The 22,214-nt window shown below is 26.7% G+C and carries 24 protein-coding genes; 4 read left to right on the forward strand and 20 right to left on the reverse strand.

The features are described 5' to 3' along the window. Positions 1-87 precede the first annotated feature (87 nt). The gene (locus tag ATH_RS07380; protein WP_066185554.1) at positions 88-747 is read left to right on the forward strand and encodes a class I SAM-dependent methyltransferase; all 660 of its coding nucleotides are present in this window, start codon (positions 88-90) and stop codon (positions 745-747) included. A 50-nt stretch (positions 748-797) separates the two neighbouring features. Here the strand turns inward: ATH_RS07380 and ATH_RS07385 are convergent, their stop codons facing one another. The 3 genes from ATH_RS07385 to ATH_RS07395 all read right to left on the reverse strand — a co-directional run bounded on the left by ATH_RS07385 (position 798) and on the right by ATH_RS07395 (position 4,722). After that, a complete protein-coding gene (locus tag ATH_RS07385; protein ID WP_066390157.1) occupies positions 798-3,164 on the reverse strand; it encodes a TonB-dependent receptor in 2,367 nt (788 codons plus the stop codon). A gap of 100 nt (positions 3,165-3,264) precedes the next feature. Next, positions 3,265-4,248: a FecR family protein gene (locus ATH_RS07390; protein WP_066390155.1), complete on the reverse strand. Its 984-nt coding sequence runs from the start codon at positions 4,246-4,248 to the stop codon at positions 3,265-3,267. Then, on the reverse strand, positions 4,249-4,722 hold the full coding sequence (locus tag ATH_RS07395; protein ID WP_066181538.1) for an RNA polymerase sigma factor: 474 nt from the start codon (positions 4,720-4,722) through the stop codon (positions 4,249-4,251). Between the two features lie 122 nt (positions 4,723-4,844). Here ATH_RS07395 and ATH_RS07400 point away from each other — a divergent pair, with 122 nt between their 5' ends. Continuing rightward, positions 4,845-5,906: an agmatinase family protein gene (locus tag ATH_RS07400; protein ID WP_066185590.1), complete on the forward strand. Its 1,062-nt coding sequence runs from the start codon at positions 4,845-4,847 to the stop codon at positions 5,904-5,906. 23 nt (positions 5,907-5,929) lie between these two features. Here ATH_RS07400 and ATH_RS07405 read toward each other — a convergent pair whose 3' ends face one another. The 6 genes from ATH_RS07405 to ATH_RS07425 all read right to left on the reverse strand — a co-directional run bounded on the left by ATH_RS07405 (position 5,930) and on the right by ATH_RS07425 (position 11,063). Further along, entirely contained in the window at positions 5,930-7,237 is a 1,308-nt protein-coding gene (locus ATH_RS07405) for a 2-isopropylmalate synthase (RefSeq protein WP_066185593.1), read from the reverse strand. A 182-nt stretch (positions 7,238-7,419) separates the two neighbouring features. Further along, complete coding sequence (locus tag ATH_RS09915) at positions 7,420-7,731, reverse strand: helix-turn-helix transcriptional regulator (RefSeq protein WP_167542996.1); 312 nt, start codon at positions 7,729-7,731, stop codon at positions 7,420-7,422. A 204-nt stretch (positions 7,732-7,935) separates the two neighbouring features. Further along, complete coding sequence (locus tag ATH_RS09920) at positions 7,936-8,199, reverse strand: hypothetical protein (RefSeq protein WP_167542995.1); 264 nt, start codon at positions 8,197-8,199, stop codon at positions 7,936-7,938. A 40-nt stretch (positions 8,200-8,239) separates the two neighbouring features. Continuing rightward, complete coding sequence (locus ATH_RS07415; protein ID WP_066181527.1) at positions 8,240-8,809, reverse strand: superoxide dismutase; 570 nt, start codon at positions 8,807-8,809, stop codon at positions 8,240-8,242. 73 nt (positions 8,810-8,882) lie between these two features. After that, positions 8,883-10,088: a mechanosensitive ion channel family protein gene (locus ATH_RS07420; protein ID WP_066181524.1), complete on the reverse strand. Its 1,206-nt coding sequence runs from the start codon at positions 10,086-10,088 to the stop codon at positions 8,883-8,885. Positions 10,089-10,142: 54 nt separating this feature from the next. Beyond that, on the reverse strand, positions 10,143-11,063 hold the full coding sequence (locus tag ATH_RS07425; protein WP_066390153.1) for a manganese-dependent inorganic pyrophosphatase: 921 nt from the start codon (positions 11,061-11,063) through the stop codon (positions 10,143-10,145). A gap of 135 nt (positions 11,064-11,198) precedes the next feature. On the opposite strand from ATH_RS07425, the gene ATH_RS07430 reads away from it, so the two are divergent. Beyond that, on the forward strand, positions 11,199-11,621 hold the full coding sequence (locus ATH_RS07430) for a YchJ family protein (protein WP_066390150.1): 423 nt from the start codon (positions 11,199-11,201) through the stop codon (positions 11,619-11,621). A gap of 11 nt (positions 11,622-11,632) precedes the next feature. Here the strand turns inward: ATH_RS07430 and ATH_RS07435 are convergent, their stop codons facing one another. Together ATH_RS07435 and ATH_RS09925 are read right to left on the reverse strand one after the other, a co-directional pair. Then, the gene (locus ATH_RS07435) at positions 11,633-13,783 is read right to left on the reverse strand and encodes a methyl-accepting chemotaxis protein (protein WP_066390148.1); all 2,151 of its coding nucleotides are present in this window, start codon (positions 13,781-13,783) and stop codon (positions 11,633-11,635) included. Between the two features lie 101 nt (positions 13,784-13,884). Continuing rightward, the gene (locus ATH_RS09925; protein ID WP_165595945.1) at positions 13,885-14,058 is read right to left on the reverse strand and encodes a hypothetical protein; all 174 of its coding nucleotides are present in this window, start codon (positions 14,056-14,058) and stop codon (positions 13,885-13,887) included. 99 nt (positions 14,059-14,157) lie between these two features. On the opposite strand from ATH_RS09925, the gene ATH_RS07440 reads away from it, so the two are divergent. Beyond that, entirely contained in the window at positions 14,158-14,415 is a 258-nt protein-coding gene (locus tag ATH_RS07440) for a helix-turn-helix transcriptional regulator (RefSeq protein ID WP_066181509.1), read from the forward strand. A gap of 2 nt (positions 14,416-14,417) precedes the next feature. On the opposite strand, the gene ATH_RS07445 is transcribed toward ATH_RS07440, so the two are convergent. From ATH_RS07445 to ATH_RS07485, 9 genes are all read right to left on the reverse strand, one after another. Then, positions 14,418-14,954 carry an asparaginase domain-containing protein gene (locus ATH_RS07445; RefSeq protein ID WP_228140840.1) on the reverse strand — a complete coding sequence of 179 codons (537 nt, stop codon included), beginning with the start codon at positions 14,952-14,954 and terminating at the stop codon, positions 14,418-14,420. After that, on the reverse strand, positions 14,905-16,311 hold the full coding sequence (aspA, locus tag ATH_RS07450) for an aspartate ammonia-lyase (protein WP_066181504.1): 1,407 nt from the start codon (positions 16,309-16,311) through the stop codon (positions 14,905-14,907). The genes ATH_RS07445 and aspA overlap by 50 nt, the downstream gene beginning before the upstream one ends. Before the next feature lie 59 nt (positions 16,312-16,370). Continuing rightward, complete coding sequence (locus ATH_RS07455; protein ID WP_066181502.1) at positions 16,371-17,069, reverse strand: 5'-methylthioadenosine/adenosylhomocysteine nucleosidase; 699 nt, start codon at positions 17,067-17,069, stop codon at positions 16,371-16,373. Beyond that, entirely contained in the window at positions 17,062-17,991 is a 930-nt protein-coding gene (gene fabD, locus ATH_RS07460) for an ACP S-malonyltransferase (protein WP_066390146.1), read from the reverse strand. The genes ATH_RS07455 and fabD overlap by 8 nt, the downstream gene beginning before the upstream one ends. A 125-nt stretch (positions 17,992-18,116) precedes the next feature. After that, a complete protein-coding gene (locus ATH_RS07465; RefSeq protein WP_066181496.1) occupies positions 18,117-18,734 on the reverse strand; it encodes an FKBP-type peptidyl-prolyl cis-trans isomerase in 618 nt (205 codons plus the stop codon). A 12-nt stretch (positions 18,735-18,746) separates the two neighbouring features. Then, positions 18,747-19,601: a tetratricopeptide repeat protein gene (locus ATH_RS07470; RefSeq protein WP_066181494.1), complete on the reverse strand. Its 855-nt coding sequence runs from the start codon at positions 19,599-19,601 to the stop codon at positions 18,747-18,749. Between the two features lie 7 nt (positions 19,602-19,608). After that, positions 19,609-20,142, reverse strand: coding sequence for an OmpA family protein (locus tag ATH_RS07475; RefSeq protein WP_066181491.1), 534 nt, complete (start codon positions 20,140-20,142; stop codon positions 19,609-19,611). A 64-nt stretch (positions 20,143-20,206) separates the two neighbouring features. Then, on the reverse strand, positions 20,207-21,472 hold the full coding sequence (tolB, locus tag ATH_RS07480) for a Tol-Pal system protein TolB (RefSeq protein ID WP_066181489.1): 1,266 nt from the start codon (positions 21,470-21,472) through the stop codon (positions 20,207-20,209). Then, a complete protein-coding gene (locus tag ATH_RS07485; RefSeq protein WP_066181815.1) occupies positions 21,465-22,214 on the reverse strand; it encodes a TonB C-terminal domain-containing protein in 750 nt (249 codons plus the stop codon). The genes tolB and ATH_RS07485 overlap by 8 nt, the downstream gene beginning before the upstream one ends.

Below are 22,214 nucleotides of genomic sequence, written 5' to 3' on the forward strand. Positions count from 1 at the left end.
ATACCAATGACTTATGATATATAAACTCCATCTTAAACTTTTTAAATTGGTTTATAAAATTCAAGAGCTTATATTAAAGGAGGATTTATGGTAGAAAAAAATATTAGGTATAAATACCAAACTATCGAATTTGACGATGAAGATATACACTTAAGAACTCTAAAAGACACTCAACAATTTAGTGATAAAAATAACATAGCAAAAAACTTAGGAATTTCAAGTGCAGTTTGGCCTCTGTTTGGTGTGGTTTGGCCATCTGGAGAAGTTTTGGCAAATTTCATTCAAGATTATGACTTTAAAAATAAGAGAATATTAGAAGTTGGTTGTGGAATTGGACTTTCTAGCCTTATTTTAAATAAATTAGATGCTGATATTACTGCAACTGATTATCATCCTGAAGCTGAAAATTTTTTAGATATCAATACAGAACTAAATAATGATGAAGAAATACCTTTCGTAAGAGTAGATTGGAATAAAACATATTCTGAAAAGCTTGGAAAATTTGATTTAATAATCGGTAGTGATTTACTTTATGAAAGAGATCATGTTGAACTTTTATCTTCTTTTATAAATGCTCACTCAAATCAAAAATGTACAGTAATTTTGGTAAATCCAAATAGAGGACATCAATCAAAATTCAATCAAGAGATGGAAAACTATGGTTTTTCTTTAAATGCTTTTAAGCCTGAAAATACAGATTTTTTAGATGAACCATATAAAGGTAAGATTTTTGAGTTTAAAAGATAATAATTATATATAATTTTGTGATAAAGAGAGCAAAGCTCTCTTTATATTTCTTAAAAATCCATTTTCATAGAAAATGCAATATTTCTAGGATTACCTAATTGCCAAGTAGTAGCCCAATAATCTTCTCCAGTAAGATTTGTAACATTAAAATTGAATGTTGTAGAGTATTTATCTAATTTTGTTTTATATCTTAAACCCACATCATAAATAGTATAATCATCAATCTTATTTTTATTTAAATTATCTTGATATTTACCACCCGTATAATATGCTCCACCAGTTAATGTTAAACCACTTAAAAATGGAAGATTATACTCTGCATAAAATTTTGCCATTTTAGAAGCTGCTCCAGTTGGTTTTTTACCTTTTAAAGAAGGATTTGTAGCTTTATCTATTTCTAAATCCATCAATGTTCCACCCGTCATAACTGTAAGATTATCAGTAATCTTTCCAGTAACTGTTAGCTCTAATCCTTGATGAATTTGTAATCCATCTTGGTTAATTGTTTTTTTACCATTTGATGTTGTTTCTTCATAAGAGTTAGCTTTTTCAATTCTAAATAAAGCTGAACTCAAAAGTAGATTTTGCGAAACAGAATATTTTGCTCCAACTTCATATTGTTTGCTTACATAAGGGTCTAATATCTCTCCAGCATTATTATATACATTTGGGTCATTTGGAACTACACTACCTCTTTCCAAACCTTCAATATAACTTGCATAAGTAGTTAAATCTTCAAAAGGTTTATAAATTAAAGATAAGGTTGGAGTTAATTCTGATTCATCATATTTTGATGTTTGTGTACCTGAAGTATTAAAAACTTCATTTTCTACTGTTGAATAGTTAAATCCAACTAAAGCACTCCATTGTTCATTAAAAGTAATATCATCTCCAATAATAATATTTTTACTTGTTGTTTCATTTGCTTTATATTTAGAACTATAATCTGATGAAAAACTAGGTGAAGCCAAATCCATAAGTTGTTCAGATGTTAATCCACTTGGTATTCCACTAGGTATAACATAAGAACTATTAGTTATATTACTATTTATATGTTTTCGTTCTTTATATGTTTCTCCTGAAATACCAATAGTTAATTTATGTGAAATAGAACCAGTATCAAACTTACTATCTAAATAAGCATAAGCACTTTGAGAAATAGTATCATAAGGGGCTGCTTTAACTGGATTATACATTGTCCAACCATTTGGAGTATATATAGGATATATTATTATACTTTCTCTATCATCCTTTTTATACATATATGCTGTTCTTAGTGTAAAAATATCATTTATATCCCAAGTTGCATTTAGTCCAACTCTATCAGTTTTAGTTTGATTATAAGTCCAATCAGGAGAAAAAGTTTTTTCATTGTCAAAAGCTTTAGGCCAACCAGTTATACCTTGTGTATAAAATCTATTATCAGGTCTATCTACTCTCCAAAATTTATGTGCAGCTTCTAATTGAAGTTGAAAATCATCTGTTACATTCCAATCTAATGCTCCACTTATAAGTTTTTTTTCTACATTTTGGTCATCTTTTGAAGTTTCACCATCTTGATAAACAGCATTTAATCTATATGCGAACTTACCTTGTTCATCTATTTTATTTCCTAAATCAAGGTGAGCATAGTATTGTTCTCCACCATAATTTCCTAGAGTTAAGTTTGTAAGTCTTTGATAAGTTGGTCTTTTAAGTACATAGTTTGTTATTCCTCCAACATTTCCTGCTCCATACATAAAACCAGATAAGCCATTCATAACTTCTAATCTTTCAATTTCTTCTGTACTTATACCATAAGTATATGAAGACATTTTCATACCATCAACTGCACTTGTACTTGTGCCAAATCCTCTAATTACTGCATTTGGGTAACCCCAAATTGTAGTTGGTGCTGATTCTTGAATAGTTGGTGTCATTTTAAATAGTTGGTCAATATTTCCTGATACTGTATTTTCTATAAGTTCTTGAGGAATTACTGTCATTGAGTAAGGCGTATCTTGAAGTGATTTTTCTCCCCAAGGTCCAACTTGTTTGAGTTCTTTTACTACATACCCACTTTCAGCAGTTCCATTACTGTACCCCTCATTTACAGAAATTTCATCCAACAAAGTCCCATTTTCAATAGTTTTCCTACTTTTTATAATAATTACATTATCTTCTATAGAAAATATTAAACCACTATCTTTAAGCACTTCTATCAAAGCATTATTTGTACCTTTGATATTTTTTATTTCATTTGAACTCTTACCATTTAATAAACTACTATCTACCAAATATTGTTTATTTGCTTTTTTTGATATAGCTTCAATTGCATTTTTTAAAGATTGTTTTTCAAGTGAATATGAAATATCATCAGCAAAAGTATTTGTAGAAATGAATAGTGCAGTAACTGAACTTATTATATATCTTTTCATAAATTTTCTTCTCCTATAATTTTAAAATCAATTATGATAATTGTTTTTATAATATATAAGAGTAATTATATTTATTAATCGGACATAAATTTCATAAAATTTAATACTTTTCTGAAATTTTTATACTTTTATCTTTTATTTCAATATTTAATGGATATATTTTTTTAAGTTTATTTAGGAAAATATTAAATTGCATTGTTGAGAATTCTCCTGTAAGAAAATATTTCTCTTCATCATATATTGAATAATCAATACTAAAATCATTATATTTTAAAAACTCTTCTATTGCATCTTTTATATTACTATTATCTAAACTTACTATATTTTTTCTCCAAAGAGCAATCTTATTTATATCTATTTTCTTCTGCTCTATTATTTCTCCATTCTTTGCAAGATAAGTTATACTATCCTCCTTTTCTAGTAGTTTTTTATTTTGTTTATCAATAAAATATTTAGAGTAATATGTTTTTACTTTTCCTTCTTCTACTCTTACTGTAGTAGAGTTTTCTTTATGTACTACTTCAAATTTTGTACCAACAACTTCTATATTTATATCTTTGTTTCTTATTATAAATGGTCTTTTATCATCTTTTATTACATTGAAAATTGCTCTTCCTTCATTCAAGTTTACAAATCTTTTATTTTCATAAAACTCAACTTCAATATCTGTTTTTGCATCTAAATGTATTTTTGAACCATCTGGTAACTCTGTTTCTAAGAAAGAGTTTAGTTCTGTTTTAAACTCTTTTGAAAAATGTATTTTAAAACTATTCTCATATACTTTTATACTAAAAAAACAGGCAAATATGAGACTTGCAGCAATAGTAAAAGATATTCTAGATTTTTTAAATAACTTTCTTTTACTTATTGTTTTATGTGTATTTTCTAGTAATTTATTTCTATTCTCATTTGAAATATTATTTGATAAACTATGAATTAATTTCATTCTATTAAAAGCTTTTTGATGCTCTTCATCTTCTAAAAGCCATAAACTAAATCTCTCTTTTTCATCTTTACTAAAACCATCTTTCTCACACATTATCCAGAAAATTGCTTCTTCTTTGATTTTAATCTTTCTATTCATTTAAAATCCCCTCTTTTCTAATTCTTCTTCAATCTTAAGAGTTGCTCTTTTTATAAGTTTTTCAACTGCATTTGATGTAATATCCATCATTTCAGCTATCTCTTTTCTACTATATCCTTCAATTGTAAATAAAATATAAGCTTCTTTTTGTCTAGGTGCTAATTTTTCTATACTTTGTAAAAAGATATTTTCCTGATCTTCTTGAATTAAAATCTCTTCTGGTTGTTCACATTCTGGCGAAAAACAAATATTTTCTTCATATATTGTTCTTGATAGTTTTTTATTTTCCATAGCTTCTTGAACTACTATGTTTTTTGCTATTTTATATAAATATGCTCTCTCATTTTTTATCTCTTTTCTATTTTTTATCTCTATAAATCTACTGTAAGACTCTTGTATTATATCTTTTGCTTTTTCTTGATCTCCAACTAATCTAAAAGAAAAATAGAGTAATTCATTATAATATTTCAACAATTTTAAACTCTCCCATTTTTTATATTATTGATAATAGTTATTCATATTAATTTGAAATATTAACAAAAAATCTTTAAGTATATCTTACTTATAATTGCACTAAATATATATTTAGGAAAATTATGACTTATAGAAATTTAAAAGAAGAGATAGAAGTATTAGAAAAAGGTCTTCCACCAAAAAAAGATGATGGATTTTTGGGTGGAAGATTAAATCCAGAAGAGGCAAGTTTAGTTTTATTACCAGTTCCTTGGGAAGCTACTGTTTCCTTTGCAGATGGAACAGCAAATGCACCTGATAATATAAGAACTTCAAGTCATCAATTAGATGTAGAAAATTATCACTATATAAAAGCTTATCAAGCTGGAATTGCAATGCTTGAAACAGATAAAAAGATTTATAAACTTAGTAATAAAGCAAGAAAAAAAGCTATAAAAGTAATTGAAGCTCTAGAAGATGGAAAAATAGATAATAAATCTTTAAAATTTGTAAATAAAGCATCAAAAATATTAAATAATAAAGTTTATGAAAAATCTTTAAATCTTTTAAAAAATAATAAATTTGTAGCTCTCGTAGGAGGTGATCATTCTTGTCCTCTTGGGCTTATAAAAGCTTTAAATGATAGTTCAAAAGAGGAGTTTGGAATACTTCATGTAGATGCTCATCACGATTTAAGAGAAGCTTATGAAGGTTTTACTTATTCTCATGCATCTATTTTTTATAATGTTTTAAATGAATGCAACAAAGTATCAAAACTTGTTCAAGTAGGAATTAGAGATTATAGCAGTGAAGAAGCAAATAGAATGCTTGAATTAAAAGAAAGAGGCGCTTGTTTATATGATAGTGTTATGCAAAGTCAATTAGCAAGTGGGAAATCTCTTGAAGAAATTTTTACACCATTTATAAACCAACTTCCACAAAATGTTTATCTATCAATTGATATTGATGGATTAGAACCATTAAATTGCCCTAATACAGGAACTCCTGTTCCTGGAGGATTAAGATATGCAGAACTTGAACATCTTATATTTATGATTGTAAAATCTGGGAAAAGTATAATTGGATTTGACCTTTGTGAAGTTGGAGATAGTATTGATGGATGGGATGCAAATGTTGGAGCTAGAGTTTTATATCAACTTTGTGGAGCATTACTTGCAAGTCAAGGGAAAATAGAGTTTAAATAGAGATTTAAAAGTTGAGAATTAACTCAACTTTTATTTTGAAACTTCTTATATAGTTCTATTATTTCATCTTTTTCTAACTCTCTTTTTAATCTATCTGATCTATTCTTAATCACATTAGCAAACTTTATAGTTTCATCTTTGTTCATATTGATCCCAAAAAATTCACTTATTATAAAACTAATTCCACCTTTTCCAGATTGTGAGTTTATTCTAATAATATTTTCATACCCTCTTTTGATATCTTTTGGATCTATTAATAAATACGGTACATTCCAAATTTTACTTTCACTTTGTCTATAAAAATCTATCCCTTTTTTAATAGCATCTTGATGTCCACCACTAAAAGCTGTAAATATCATATCTCCAACATAAGGATGCCTTTGATCTACTTTAAAGTTTGTTTTCTCTTCATACATAGCTTTTACTTCATCAATTATTGATAAGTCTAATTTAGGATCAATTCCTTCTGAATAAATATTAAAAGCAAAATTTATAATATCTAAGTTTCCTGCTCGTTCACCATTTCCAAATAAAGTTCCTTCAACCTTATTTGCTCCTGCAAGAACAGCTAACTCTGCACTTGCAACAGATGTTCCTCTATCATTATGTGGATGAACACTTACAATTAAAGCTTCTCTATATTTTAAATGCTTACACATATACTCTATTCTATCTGCATATACATTTGGAGTACAAGCTTCTAAAGTATTTGGTAAATTTATTATCATCTTTTTTTGTTTTGTTGGTTTTACAACATTTATAACTTCATTACATATTTTTATAGCAAAATCCAAATTCGTTTGAGAAAAACTCTCTGGTGAATATTGATAAATAACATTTCCTTCAAAATCTTTTGTAAGTTCAAGTAAATACTTCATAGAATCAACTGCCATTTGGATTATTTCTTCATCACTTTTTTGAAAAACGACTCTTCTTTGAAACTCATTTGTTGGATTATATAAGTGAAAAATACCATTTTTTACACCTTTCATAGCTTCAACACTCTTTTTTATAAGCTCTTTTTTTGCTGGAACTAAAACTTGAATAGCTACATCTGAAGGAATTAAATTTTCTTCTATTAATTTTCTTGTAAAATTAAAATCTGTATCACTAGCACTTGGAAAACTAACCTCTATTTGTTTAAAACCTATTCTCACTAAATAAGCAAAATATTCTAATTTTTGCTCAACAGTTAAAGGATTTATCAAAGCTTGATTTCCATCTCTTAAATCTACACTACAATAAATTGGTGCTTTTTCTATACTTTTATCTGCCCATTCTCTTTGAAAGTTTTCAATTTTAGGGTATTTCTTATATTTTGTAAAACTCATAAGTTTTCCTTTTGTTATATTTTTATTTTGTAAATTATTTTGATTGATTGAAGATTTAGAAGAGAAAGAGAATAGAAAAAGAGATAAAAGTTTTTGTAATATTTACACTCATAACAAACTCCTATTTTTAATTTTCTTAATTATAACTTTTTAAAAAAATTAAATCTTGTACAAAATTAACATTATTTAAAAATATTATTTTGATACTCTTTTGGTGTAATCTGGAAAATTCTTTTAAAACTTCTATTTAAATGACTTTGATCGAAAAATCCACTATTTTGAGCAACTTCAATAATAGGTTTATTTAAAGATATTAAATCTTTTGCTAGATGTACTTTTTTATTTAAAATATATGAGTGAATTGGAAGTCCAAACTCTTTTTTAAATACTCGTATTAAATGAACTACACTTAGTTTAAACTCTTTTGCTAAATCATTTAATATAAACTCTTCAAGATAGTTTTCATCTAAATGTTTTTTAATATTTAAAGCCAATCTTGACTCTTCTTGGAAGTTTTTTATCTTTTGTTCAAATGAAAAGAATGATAAACAAAATATATAAAAACTTTCTTCTTTTTCTATTAAAGAAACTTTTTTATCAAGTAAACAATCACATAATTTAATAAAATTTTTATAAATGTTTTTCTGATTTATTAGTTCATAAGATGAAAAAAAGTTAAAATCTATCTTTTTTAAATACTATTTTTCTAAATACAAAACATATCCATCTTTTGATTCTTTATTTAGTGTTGCACAATGTGGAATTTGACTATTTATAATAGCTATTTCGTTTGGTTTTAGTTCACAAGAAGTATCATTGAAAATAAGATTTAGTGAGCCTTTTTTTATTGCAGTTATTGTAAGTTCTTCGTGTAAATGCATCTTTACACAATTTTCGATATCTTTTACATATCTTAATTCTAAAAAATTTAGTTTTGAATTTTTAAATATTCCTGATTTCATTTAAAAAAGTATGGAGAGTTCCATACTTTTTCCTTTAGGATTATGCTAATTTACTAGCAACTACATCCCAGTTTACAAGTTTCCAGAAGTTCTCTAAGAATTTTGGTCTTGCATTTCTTGTATCAATGTAGTATGCGTGTTCCCACACATCACATGTTAAAACTGGTGTTAAACCATCAGTTATAGGACATCCTGCATTTGATGTAGTAACAATTTTTAAATCTCCACTTGCATCTTTAACTAACCAAGCCCAACCTGAACCAAATTGTCCAATAGCCTTAGCTGTAAACTCTTCTTTGAATTTCTCAACACTTCCAAAAGTTTTTGTTAAAGCAGCTTCAACATTTGCTGGAATTGCACCTTGAGTTGGTGTTAAACCATTGAAGAAAAAATCATGATTAAATACTTGAGCAGCATTATTAAATAATCCTCCATCAGAGTTTTTAACAATCTCTTCAAGACTCATATTCTCAAATTTTGTTCCTGCAATAAGATTATTTAAGTTTGTAACATATGTATTGTGGTGTTTTCCATGATGATACTCTAAAGTTTCATCAGACATTAATGGTGCTAAACTTGCGTATGGTAATTTCATTAATTCGTGTTTCATAATAATTCCTTTTTAATAAATTTAAACTTTAAAGGATACAATATTTTATCTTTGTTTATAGTTAAAATTATTTTTATCCATATTGATATGGTTTTATACCAAACTCACCTAAAACTGAATAGATATGATCGAAAATATCTGATTGAATATTTTCATAATCAATCCAAACTGTTGTAGCTGTAAAACAATATATTTCAAGTGGTAAACCATACTCAGTAGGTGATAGTTGTCTTACCATTATTGTCATAGATTTATTTATTTTTGGATGATTTTTTAAATATGTTTCAAGATATGCTCTTAAAGTTCCTATATTTGTAAGTCTTCTTCCATTTACACTAACACTTAAATCAAAATTATTTTTTTCATTGTAATCTCTTATTTCATCAATTTTGTACTTTAAGTACGGAGCTAAAAGATTTGCCTTTTCTAATTTTTTTATATCTTCATCTTTTAAAAACTTTATACTATTTATATCTAGTTTTACTGCTCTTTTAATTCTTCTTCCACCTGATTCTCTCATTCCTCTCCAGTTTTTAAAAGAGTCTGAAACAAGTGCATATGTTGGAATAGTTGTAATTGTTTTATCAAAGTTTCTAACCTTTACAACATTTATTCCTATATCAAAAACATCTCCATCTGCACCATATTTTGGCATTTCAATCCAATCTCCTATTTGTACCATTTTATTTGTACTTAATTGAAGCCCAGCTGTAAATCCTAATATTGTATCTTTAAAAACCAACATTAAAACAGCTGACATAGCTCCAAGTCCACTTAAAATAGCGACTGGCGATTTATCTGCTAAAATAGATATAACATAAATTAAACATATAATTCCAAAGATTAATTTTATACTTTGGATTATTGTTCTCATTGCGAAAAATGGAACTTCTGTCGCTGTATGTAGTACTTGAAAAACTTTATCTATGATTGAATATAAAGCTAAAAGTCCAAATATTGATATCCACACAGAAGATAAAGTTGTCAATATTTCATAAATATTTCCACTTTCTACCCAAATTTTAGTCTGCCAATGAATAACCATACCTTGAAAAAGTAATGACAATCTTTGAAAAAGACTATATTCTAAAAGCGTAGATGTTATTATATTTGCTTTCGTTTCATTTATTTTATTTATGCTTTTTAAAATAATTTTATGTAAAACTACATAAATAACTATCGCTGTAAGAGCCATAATCAGTAGTATAGATATACTTAGTGTTAGAAATGTTGGTTCTATTCCAACATCATTTAAGAAATTTATTAAAAGTTTTTTCATTTTGTACCTCTTATTTTTGTTTATTAAAAGGGTACAGAGATTTTACTCTATACCTTATGCAAATGCAGGTTCTAAAAAAGGAATAATCTGTTTTTTTCTACTTAAACATCCGTCAAGCCAAATTTTTCCATTTTCTAGTTTACAAGAGAATGCTTTTTCAAAAATAGCAGTATCATCTGAAACTACTAAAACTTCACTTCCCTCTTTCATAATATCAGTCAATAAAAGTGCAACTGTATGAAGTTTTTGCTCATCTTTTACTTTTTTTATATCTGACATAAGTTCATCTTTAATTTTATCAAATACAGAACCATCTACAACTTCAAGTTGACCTACTCCAACTTTTTTACCATGCATATCAAAGTTTTTGTAATCTCTTAATACAAGCTCCCTTATAGGTGTTCCTTCTACTTCTGATTTCACTTTAAACATTTCCATACCTAAAGCACCATAATCTTCAATATTTGCAATTTTTGCAAGCTCTTTTACAACTTGAATATCAAGTGGTGTACATGTTGGAGATTTGAAAATAACGGTATCTGATAAAATTGCACACATCATAATAGCTGCAATATTTGCAGGAATTTCAACTTTATGATAATCATACATCTCTTTTACAATAGTATTTGTACACCCAACAGGTCTTATCCAACACTCAAGTGGAGCTGATGTTGTAATATCCCCAAGTTTATGATGATCAACAATTCCTACAACTGTTGTTTTATCCATATCTTGTGGAGCCTGTGCCAAATCTGAATAATCAGTTATAAATAGTTCATCTCCTGCAAATGAAGTTTTAAGCAAAGGTGCTTCAAAACCAAACTTATCTAAAATGAATTTTGTCTCAGGATTTAATTCACCTTGTCTAGCAGGAATTGCTTCTCTTCCAATTTTATTTAATAAATATGCTAATGAAATAGCTGAACAAACAGAATCTGAATCTGGAATAATATGTCCACATGTATATAAAGCCATAGCTTTTATCCTTTTTTATCTTATTTTTTATTTTTAAGTATAGATTTTATCTAAAAAGAGGTAAATTTCTTTTAAAATTAAAACTTTAATAATTTTAGAAAGAATAATTTAATTATTTTAATATAAAGGAATATTTTGAAATCTAATGTAAACTCTCTTTGCCCTTGTGGAAGTTTAAAAAAATATAAAAAATGTTGTAAGATTTTTCATGACAATATAAAATTCCCTTCAAATGCTTTAGAACTTATGAAATCAAGATTTAGTGCTTTTGCCTTTTTAAGAAGTGATTATATTATGAAAACTACTCATAAAAAAAACTGTGATTTTTCTTTAGATACTTTAGCTTGGAATAAAGACATTGAACAATTTTGTAAAAATACAAATTTTAAAGAATTAGAAATTTTAGATTTTATCGATGATGACTTTGAAAGCTTTGTTACATTTAAAGCAAACTTATATCAAAACAAAAAAGATCTCTCATTCATAGAAAAAAGTAGATTTTTAAAAGAGAATAATATTTGGCTTTACGTAGATGGAGAGTTTTTTAATATAGATTAATATTTAAAATATTAATCTATATTAGTTTTATCTATTTCATCCTTCTTTTCAAACTCTTTTGTATTTACATTTTCTATTATTACTTGTGATATATCATTTACACTTATTGCAATTTCATTTGTTTTTGAAGCTATTGAAGCATTTTGCTGTGTTTGAATATCTAGGCTATTTATTGCATTTGTAATTTGTTCAATTCCTAATTGTTGTTCTTTTGATGAGTTTGCAATATTTTCCAAGATATCTAAAGTTTTTGTAATATTGTCATTTAATTCTTTATAATCTTCTATCATACTATTTGCTATATCTTTTCCTTGATGTGATTTAGAAGTTGCAATCTCAACAATATTTTTAATCTCTTTTGCAGCCTCTGCACTTCTATTTGCAAGGTTTCTTACTTCTTGGGCTACAACTGCAAATCCTTTTCCAGCTTCTCCTGCTGTTGCTGCTTCAACAGCTGCATTTAAACTTAAGATATTTGTTTGAAATGCTATTTGATCAATTACTTCAATAGCTTCATTTATAGAGCTAACTTGTGTATTAATCTCATCCATAGAGTGATTTGTTTCACTAGCTAATAATTCACCTTTTTTTACAGAATCTCTTAAAACTTGAGCATTTTTAGACATTAAAACTACATTATCTGCATTTGAATTAACTGTGCTCATAATTTCTTCTAATGCAGCAGCAGTCTCTTCAAGTGAAACAGCAGCTTTATTTGAAGAAATATTTAAAATATCTACATTTTTTAATAAATTACTAGCACTACTATTTAAGATATTTCCATTAGATTTATTCTCTTTTAACATCTCAATAATTGTTTTTCTTAAAATCCCAATCTTACAAATAAGTTGTTCTACTGTACTATTTTTATCTACACTACAAATATCTAGTTCTTTTATATAATTCATTGATATATAACCATCTAAAGTTTGATTTATCTCTTCAAAATTCAACTTCAAATTCTTTAATCCTGAGTTTATTGTATCTTTTAAGTGTATTAATGTTTTTGTTGTAGGGTTTACTTTTATATTTTGATTAAAATAACCAAGCTCTATTTTAGACATAACTTCTTGAACATCATTTAAAAACTCTCTATCGCTTTCTAAAGTTTGTTTCACTGATGAAATACCTTCATTTATCCTACTTGCCATCGTATAAAATTCATCTTTTGTATCTATTCTTATATCTTCAATCTCTTTACTATTTCCTTTTAAGTATTCAAAGAAATTTATAACTCCTGCTTGAAGTTTTGGAAGTGGAGTTAAGGCACTATTTAAAATATAAATAAATCCTATAACTGTTAAAATTAAAAATAAAATTGATATTAAAAAGAATTTAATTAAATCTTCATATATTGGAGCAAATGCCTTTTTCTTATCTATTTGAAGAATCAATGTCCAAGAACTTGTAGAAATTGTAGCCATTGAAACTAAAATATCTTCTTCGTTTATTTTTATCTCTGCAAAATTTTGTTTAGTATTTCTTAACTCTTTAAAAATAGGACTCTCTTTTCCTATTAATTCTTCATTCTTATGAACTAAATAGTTTCCTTCCTCATCAACTAAATAAGCAAAACCTTCTGAACCTAAATCTATATTTAAAACATTATTTACAATATCTTCTAAAAGTAAATCTGAACTTACAACTCCAATTAAATTTTTATCTATATTTATAATTGGTGAATATATAGAAATAGCTAATTCTTTTGTAGCACTATCAATATATGGTTTTGTAAATCCTGATTTTAATGAACTTTTTGCATCTTTATACCAAGGTCTTGTTCTTGAATCATAGTTATCAATTTTTGGAGAACTATCTTTCCCACTCCATCTAGTCATTAGTCCATCATCTTCATAACCAATATAGACAGATGAAAATCCACCTGTTTCTTTCGATAAATTTGAAATTGTTCTTATTTTCTCTAATTCATCATTTTTATCAAATACTACAATCTTATTAGACATAGAATTTATAAGATCTTTCCTAAATTTTAAAAACTCATCAATAATATGAGCTTCTCTTGAAACAATCCCTATCTCTTTTTCTTTTATATTTTTATAATTTATTTCATAATTATTAGATAAATTAAAATATCCTAATATAATATATGAAATAGCAATTACTATTACTACTGGTACAAATATCTTAGCCTTTAAATTCATTCTCTTCCCCTAGATTTTATTGATTTATTATAAAATAATTATATAAAAATACCCTTATCTTATTAAACTAATTTAATAAAACTATTAAAGTTTTATAATCTTTATCTATTGATATTTCTTTCAATCTTTATTCTAATATTATGCAGATCAAATATTATATCTTTAAAAAATCTTTCATCAGCTCTATTGTCTACTTTTTGTTTATTTTTTATTGATATATTTTCAAGCTTAAAAATAAGCTTTAGTAGATTTTTATATGCTTTATCTTTTTTCATAAATGTATACTTTTTTTGATTTATTTTATCCCCTAGGATAAAGACTTAAATATTCTATCTTATTAAAGTTTACTTTTTATTTAACCCATAGGATAATTTTTGCAAGATGTAGATTTTAGTAACAGTTCAAAAGAAGAGATAAATAAATTTTATAAAATAATTTCAAATAATATAAAAAAGTGTAGATTAAAAAAAGGCTTATCTCAAGAGAAGGTAGCTCTTGATATAGGAATAAAATCAATAGCATTTTACTCTAATTGTGAAAATAATAGATATAACAAAAAATTTAATTTGGAACATATTTATAAGATTTCAAAAACTTTAGATATAAAAATAGAAGAGTTGTTTAAAGTATAATTCTATATGTTTAAGAATTTACCCTCTTCTTTATTTTTTATAAGATTTTTGTAGTTTTTTACACTTCCATGCATTGAAATATAAATATCATTTTTAATATTTGAATTTAAAAATCCAACTGCTTGTGAGAAATTTAGAGTAGCTTCTACTTTATTTATAGAAATAGGAAGCATAGCTCCTGTTAAAACTATATTTTTATTTTTTATTTTTTCATCTAAATATTTTGCAGTTAAGTTCATAGTATCTGTACCATGAACAATAATAATATTTTGATTTTTACAATTTTGTATAGTTTTTGTGATAAGTTCTCTATCATTTTCATTCATTTCTAAACTATCTTTTGAAATTATACTTATAACTTCAAACTCTGTATTATATGAATAATTTATAATTTCTTGAAGTGCCAAAGCATCTTTTGGTACTTCAAGTTCTCCAGTTATAGGATTGTACCTTTTATTAAAAGTACCTCCTGTATTTATAACTGTTATTTTAAATTTTGTCATAGTTATGAACCATGTTTTTTGGTTGTAATAGTTCATCTAGCTCTTTTTCTGTGAAAAGTTTTTGCTCTAATAAAATATCATAAACTCTTTTTCCAGTTTTTAAAGCCTCTTTTGCAACAGCTGAACTTCTTTCATATCCTAAAATTGGATTTAAAGAAGTTACTAAAGTTGCAGAATTTAAAACATTATTCATACAAACTTCAGGATTTGCTGTAATTCCTTTAATACATTTTTCAGCTAAACTTTCAAACGCTCTTCTCATCATATTTATAGAGATAAATAGTTTATATGCAATAATTGGTTCAAATACATTTAATTGTAATTGTCCATGCTCACTTGCCATTGAAATTGTAACATCTGCTCCAATTACATCAAAAGCAACTTGATTTACAACTTCTGGCATTACTGGATTTACTTTTCCAGGCATTATAGAACTTCCTGGTTGCATTGGAGGAAGATTAATCTCATTTAATCCAGCTCTTGGTCCTGAACTAAGAAGTCTTAAATCATTACAAATCTTTGATACTTTTATAGCAATAGATTTAAATCTACCAGATATTTGTACAAAAGTACTTGTATCTTGTGTAGCTTCAATCATATCTCTAGCCATAAAATAATCTGTTTTTGTAACATCTTGAAGATGTTTTATTACAAGCTCTTGATACTCTGGTTTTGTGTTAATTCCTGTTCCAATAGCAGTTGCTCCTAAGTTTACCTCTTTTAAAGTATCTTGAGCTTTTGCAAGTCTATTTATATCATCATCAATCATTGTTGCATAAGTTTTAAATTCTTGTCCTAAAGTCATAGGAACAGCATCTTGAAGTTGTGTTCTTCCCATTTTTAAAATATCTTTAAACTCTTTTGCTTTATCATAAAATGAATCTCTTAAAATTTGTAAACTATCTTGAAGTTTGAAAATTAGCTCATATAATGTAATTTTAATAGCAGTTGGATAAGCATCATTTGTTGATTGACTCATATTTACATGGTTATTTGGGTGAATAATTTCATAAGAACCTTTTTTCTCACCTAAAATTTCTAAAGCAATATTTGCTATTACTTCATTTGCATTCATATTTGTAGAAGTTCCTGCTCCACCTTGAATTGGATCTACTATAAATTGTTCATGAAACTCTCCAGCAATAATTTTATCACAAGCACCAACAATAGCATTTTTTTGAGTTTGCGTTAAATCACCTAATTCAAAATTTGTTAAAGCACAAGCTTTTTTTACTTTTGCTAAAGATATTATAAAGTTTGGGAATAAGTTTATACCAATTGTAGTTATATTAAAATTCTCTTTAGCTCTTAAAGTCTGAATTCCATAATATTTATCATTTTCGATCTCTTTTTGACCTAAGAAATCTCTTTCAATTCTGTGTAGAGTATCCATATAAATCCTTTAAAAAATTTATGGAATTATAGAACATTCCTACACAAAAGAGTATTAAGCTATTTTTTTATAAGTTCATCAATAATTTTTACTAAATAGTCACTAGAAATCTTTGCACTACTATGTAAAAATTCATCAAAATCAAAGTTTGCTTCACCATTTGCACTATCGCTTATTGCTCTTAAAATAAAAAATGGTACATTTAAAGCATCACAAACAACCGCAACACTTCCACCTTCCATCTCTAAAGCATCAGCTTTAAAAGTCTTTTCTATAAATTCTTTTCTCTCATTTGAATGTACAAATTGATCACCAGTTGCAATAATTCCTTCTATTACTTTTAAATTATTATTTTGTGCAACTTTTTTTGCAAGTTCTAAAAGTTCTTTTGAACTATCTACAAGAACCTTTCCCCCTGGAACATATCCATTTGGATGTCCAAAAGCAGTAATATCTAAATCATGTTGGCAAAGTTGTGTTGCTATAACCATATCACCTATGTTTAAATTAGGATTTACAGCTCCAGCAACTCCTGAAAAAAGTAAAGTATCACAAGAAAATTTTTGAATCATTGTACTTGCAGTTAAAGAAGAAAAAACTTTTCCTATTTTTGAATGAGCTATTACAATATCAAGTCCTTTATATCTTGTTTCATAATACTTATTATCAGCATATTCAACTACTTTATATTCTTTAAAAAACTCTAAAAGTGGATCTATCTCTTCTTGCATAGCTCCCATAATAGCCAATTTAGTCATTTAAAGCCTTGATTGTTTCATTTAATGTTTTCATATCTGACACATTTAAAGTTGCTACATCAGTAATTTTTCTATTTAAACCTTTTAAAACTGTACCTTGTCCAAATTCTATAAAACAATCAACTTTTTCAGCAAAAGCCTTAACAGATTGCTTATATTTTACAGGACTTACAAGTTGTGAAGATAAAAGTTCTATTGCTTCATCTTTTGTTGAATATATATTTGCACTAACATTTGAAATAACATTTAAAAACTCATCTTTTAAATATTCCATTAAGTATGGTTTTAAATTCTCAACAGCACTTTCTAATAACTCACAGTGAGATGCAACACTCATATCAAGTACCAAGGCTCTTTTTGCACCAGCACTTTTAAAAGTATCTACAAGGCTTTCTAAATCAGATTTTATTCCTGCAAGAACTAATTGTCCATCAAGATTATAGTTTGCTGGCCAAACTTGTTTTCCTAAAGCTCTTTGTTCTGTACAAATTGTTTCAACTTTTTCATCATCAATTCCAACAAGAGCCATCATTCCAGCATTTCCACCTTCACAAGCTTCACTCATAAAAATTCCTCTTTTATTTACAAGTTCAATAGCATCTAAATAATCTATTGCTCCTGCTGCTACAAGTGCTGAAAATTCACCTAAAGAATGTCCCATTACAAATTCTGGTTTTATATTACATTTCTCTTTAAAAACTGCAAGTGCAATACAGCTTACTAATAATATAGCTGGTTGCGTAAACTCTGTTTTTCCTAAATTATCATTCTCTTCAAAAAGTAATTTAGAAAAATCAATATTTAATCTTTCACTTGCCTTTTCTATCATCTCTTTTGCAATATCACTATTATCAAAAAAATCTCTTCCCATTCCAAGGCTTTGGCTTCCTTGCCCTGGGAATATAAAAGCTACTTTTTTCATTTTTAACCTTTTTTATAAAATAGATTTTAAAATCACTTTTTAAAGTTTCTTAAAACCCTAAAAAATAATTTTGCCCAAATACACTTAAGTATCTGAGCAAAAGTTTATATTTTTGAATTATTGAATTAGTTACAACCACATCCACCTGAACCACATCCACCACCGTGGCTATGTCCATGATCTTCTTCTTCACTTGAGCATCCACAACCACCGTGTCCACCACCTGTTCCACATCCACCTTGTGATTGAGATCCACCACCACAACATCCACCTGCCATTGCAGCCATTCCACCTACAACACCAGTTTGTACTTCTTCTTCTGTTGCATCTCTTAAACTTAATATAGCAACACTAAACATTAAAGTTCTACCAGCCATTGGATGATTATAATCAATTGTTACTTCTGAATCTGTAAATGATTTAACTACAACTTGAATTGTTTCTCCATGTTCACCTTGCCCATAAAGACTCATTCCTTCATTTAATTCAATTCCAGCAAACTGCTCTTTTGGTAAAGTTTGTACAGCTTCTGCATTATACTCACCATATCCATCTTTTGGCTCAACTAAAACATCCGCTTCTTCATTTGCTGACATTTTTACAAGTTTATCTTCTAATCCTTGAATTATTTGACCTTTTCCTGAAACAAATTCTAAAGGAGCTTGTCCCACATTTGTATCTAATTGTTCACCAGTTTTTGCATCTTTTAGAGTATACTCTATTCCTATTACTTTATTTGACATAAAATATTCCTTTTATAATTTATTTAAATTTGTTTTTGCTTCTTTTGCTTCATTACTTTTTGGATAATGTTCAATCAAAGTTTTATAAAAACTCTTTGCATTTTCATTATCTTTCAATCTCTCAAATGAAATTCCACAATTTAATAGAAGCGTTGGCATATAACTTGCCTTATCATACAATATTGCAGATTTCTTATAATATGAAATTGCATCTTCATATTTCTTTCTCTTAAACCACATCTCACCTAAATGAAAATTACTCTCAGCTGGTTTATAATTTACCTCAACTAATTTTTCAAATTTAGGGATAGCGAAAGTATACATTTTTTCACTAAAATCTTTCTTAGCTTCAGCCATTAAATTTGCTTTTTCTTCAGCAGTTTTTGGTTCTTTTAGATCATTTTTCTGTGCATTTTTTGGACTAACAGCAGTATTTAAACCCAAAGCTTTTTTTAATGCTTCAAATTCTTCTCTTGTAACAAATTGTTGCATATTGTTCTTAAATTCATTAGAAGATACATATTCAGAGTTTATTTTATTTATAAGCTCTGTTATCTTTTTTATATGTTCATTTAAAACTTCTATCTCTTTTTTATTTTCATTCACCAAGATAGTTGTATTATTTAATTTTTGAGAATCACCTTCATAAACAGAATTTAATCCTTCCATTCTATTAGAAAGAGTTTCTACAAGGGTATTTAATTCTTCTACTTTTGAAGATAATTCACTAATATTTGATTGATTTTTTAATATATGTTTTTCTGTATTTGTAAGACCATAAGTGCTTTCTTTTGTCGCTTCATAGACCGAAACCTCTTTGGTTACGGCTATTGAAGCTATTACAAGTAGTAATAATAATTTCTTCATATTTGAATTATTTTGCTAATTCTTGCTCAACTCTTCTGTTTTTTGAATAACAAGATTCTGTTGCTTCTGTACAAACTGGATTGCTTTCACCTAATGATTTAATAGTAATATTTGCTTTAACACCATTACTTACTAAAATATTTTTAACAGCATTTGCTCTTTTTAAACCTAAAGCATAGTTATATTCATCACTTCCTCTTTCATCAGCATTCCCGTATACTACGATTGTTTCTGATTTAACTTTTGCAAGTTTAGAAGCATTTGAAACTGCTTTATCTTTGTTTGCATTTGATAAAGTAAATTTATCATAATCAAAATATACATGCTCGATAAATGTTCTTTCACCGTTAATATTATAATAGTTTCCACCATCAGCTTTTTCCAATAAAGCACCTTCTGCTGCTTGATTGTTTACTGATTTTGAAGAAGCATTACTATCTTCAGAACTTACTGTATTATCTGCATCTACTTCTTTGTTTGCACAACCTGCTGTAAATAATAATCCTGCTACTAATAACGAATATAGACCTAGTTTTTTCATTGTCTTTCCTTAAAAATAAATTTAGCCACCATACTACAAGAAAAAAACTTAATCTATCTTTATTTTACCAATCAATAGATTGTATCTTTTTCCCTTTTAATGGAAATAAATATGTTTTATCAAGATTCAATCTTATTATTCCTAAATCGCTTGAATTGTTTACTGTTTTTAAAAAAAGAAGACTTTCACCATCACTTGAGAATTTAGCAAACTGATTAACACCATAAGAAGTTAATCTTTTTAAATCATTAGATTTAGTTGATGCAAGATATAAATTAAAGCTTTTTGAGAATGAATTATCGCTATCTCTACTACTGAAAACTATCTTATCTTTGAATGTTGTAACTGATGAGTTATTACTGCTATGAAATACAAATCTTTCAACTGCACTTTTTCCAATCTCTTGTACAAAAACATTTGGTCTTCCTAATCTATCAGAAATAAAAGCTATTTTTGTATCATTATCTACAAATTGTCCACCCACATCAATTTCACCATGATATGTAACTTGTTTTTTTGTTTTAGTTTTTAAATCAAATAGAAATATATCTGCTTGACCTTCAGGAGCAGCTGTAACTAAAATTTTATCTTCATTTTGGTTTACATCTGAACATACTACCATTCCATCTGAATCCATAATAATCTCTTTTTTACCACTATATATATTTAGTTTCATCAAAGTTGGTTTTTTATAATTATATGTTGTATAAAAGATTGAATCTTGTTTCTTATTTGCCCACTTAGGAAATATATTTAATCCTCCACCTACAATCTTCTTTGTATATGCTAAAGTATAATCTCCTATCATGATATTTGCTCTATTTGCTCCATCATATGTTGAAAATAAAACATACCTTTCCATCCAATCTATACTTGGTGCTTTTATATGATTGTTTATATTTATAGCTGTTTTATGAGCTAAGAAAATATATCTATCTTCTGTTGGAGTTGTATAATTTTTTTCAAGAATCATAAGTTTTTTATTTATATCAAATAGTTTTGTCATTAATGTATAAGAACCATTTTGTTCTTTATTTGCAGTAATATTAAGATATAAATCAATTTTTGAATTTGTTAAAGTTAAATAATTTGGTGAACTTGAGTATGAACTTTCACTAATAAAATCTGAAACTTCAAAATTACCACTAATATTTAAATCATCAACTATCGTTTTTCTTATTTTACTTAAAATTAGTCTTTCATTACTTTGTATATCCATAGAAACAACTATTTTTGGTTTGTTTGCACCTTGTTTTACAATTTCTAGTTTTGCATCAAATGCAAAAACAATATTAATACTTATTAATAAAATTAAAAAAAATCTAATCATTTTTATCCTTTTGTTTGAATTCAACTTCTATTCTTATAATATTTTTCTTTGGTATTGGATATTTTATAGTAAGCTGTTTTTTTAAAAAATCATCTAATGCTATATCAAAAAGTTCATTACCACTTTTTCTTGAAACAGTGTATGAGAATTTTCCTAAAGAATCAATAGAAACTACCACTAAAGATTTTAACTCTTTGTTTCCACTAATTGGTACCCATTTTGATAACAGTGAATTTACTTCTTTTAAATATTCATCATCTGAATTATTATTCTCACTATTACTTAAGCTAGTTGTTGTTTTATTATTTTCAAAAACTCTATCAAAAGATATACTTTCTCTTTGTTCTTTTTCAAATTTACTTTTAAATCTTTTTGGATCTATCGATTTATTAATATTTTTTATATCTTCTTCGCTTAGCTCTTGACTACTCTCTTTGAAGTTAGCAAAAAGAGATTTTACATCAACTTTTTTATTTGAATTTGAAGCTTCTTTAATCTCTTCTTTTATCTGTTCTTCAACTTTTTTCTCAATCTTTACAATTTTTTCTTCTTTTGGTTTAATACTTTCTTTTTCTTTTGATTTATCTTCAAATACTTGAAGTTCTATCTCAAATGAATCATCTTTAAAGCTATAAAGTTTTGCTTGTGGAGAGATAACATAAAAAGAGAATAAAAATAGAAGTATAAAATATGTAAAAAAGGCAATTATTCCAGATAAATAAAAATTATTACTATTTTTCAT

The sequence above is a fragment of the Aliarcobacter thereius LMG 24486 genome, assembly GCF_004214815.1.
In the GTDB taxonomy this organism is placed as follows: domain Bacteria; phylum Campylobacterota; class Campylobacteria; order Campylobacterales; family Arcobacteraceae; genus Aliarcobacter; species Aliarcobacter thereius.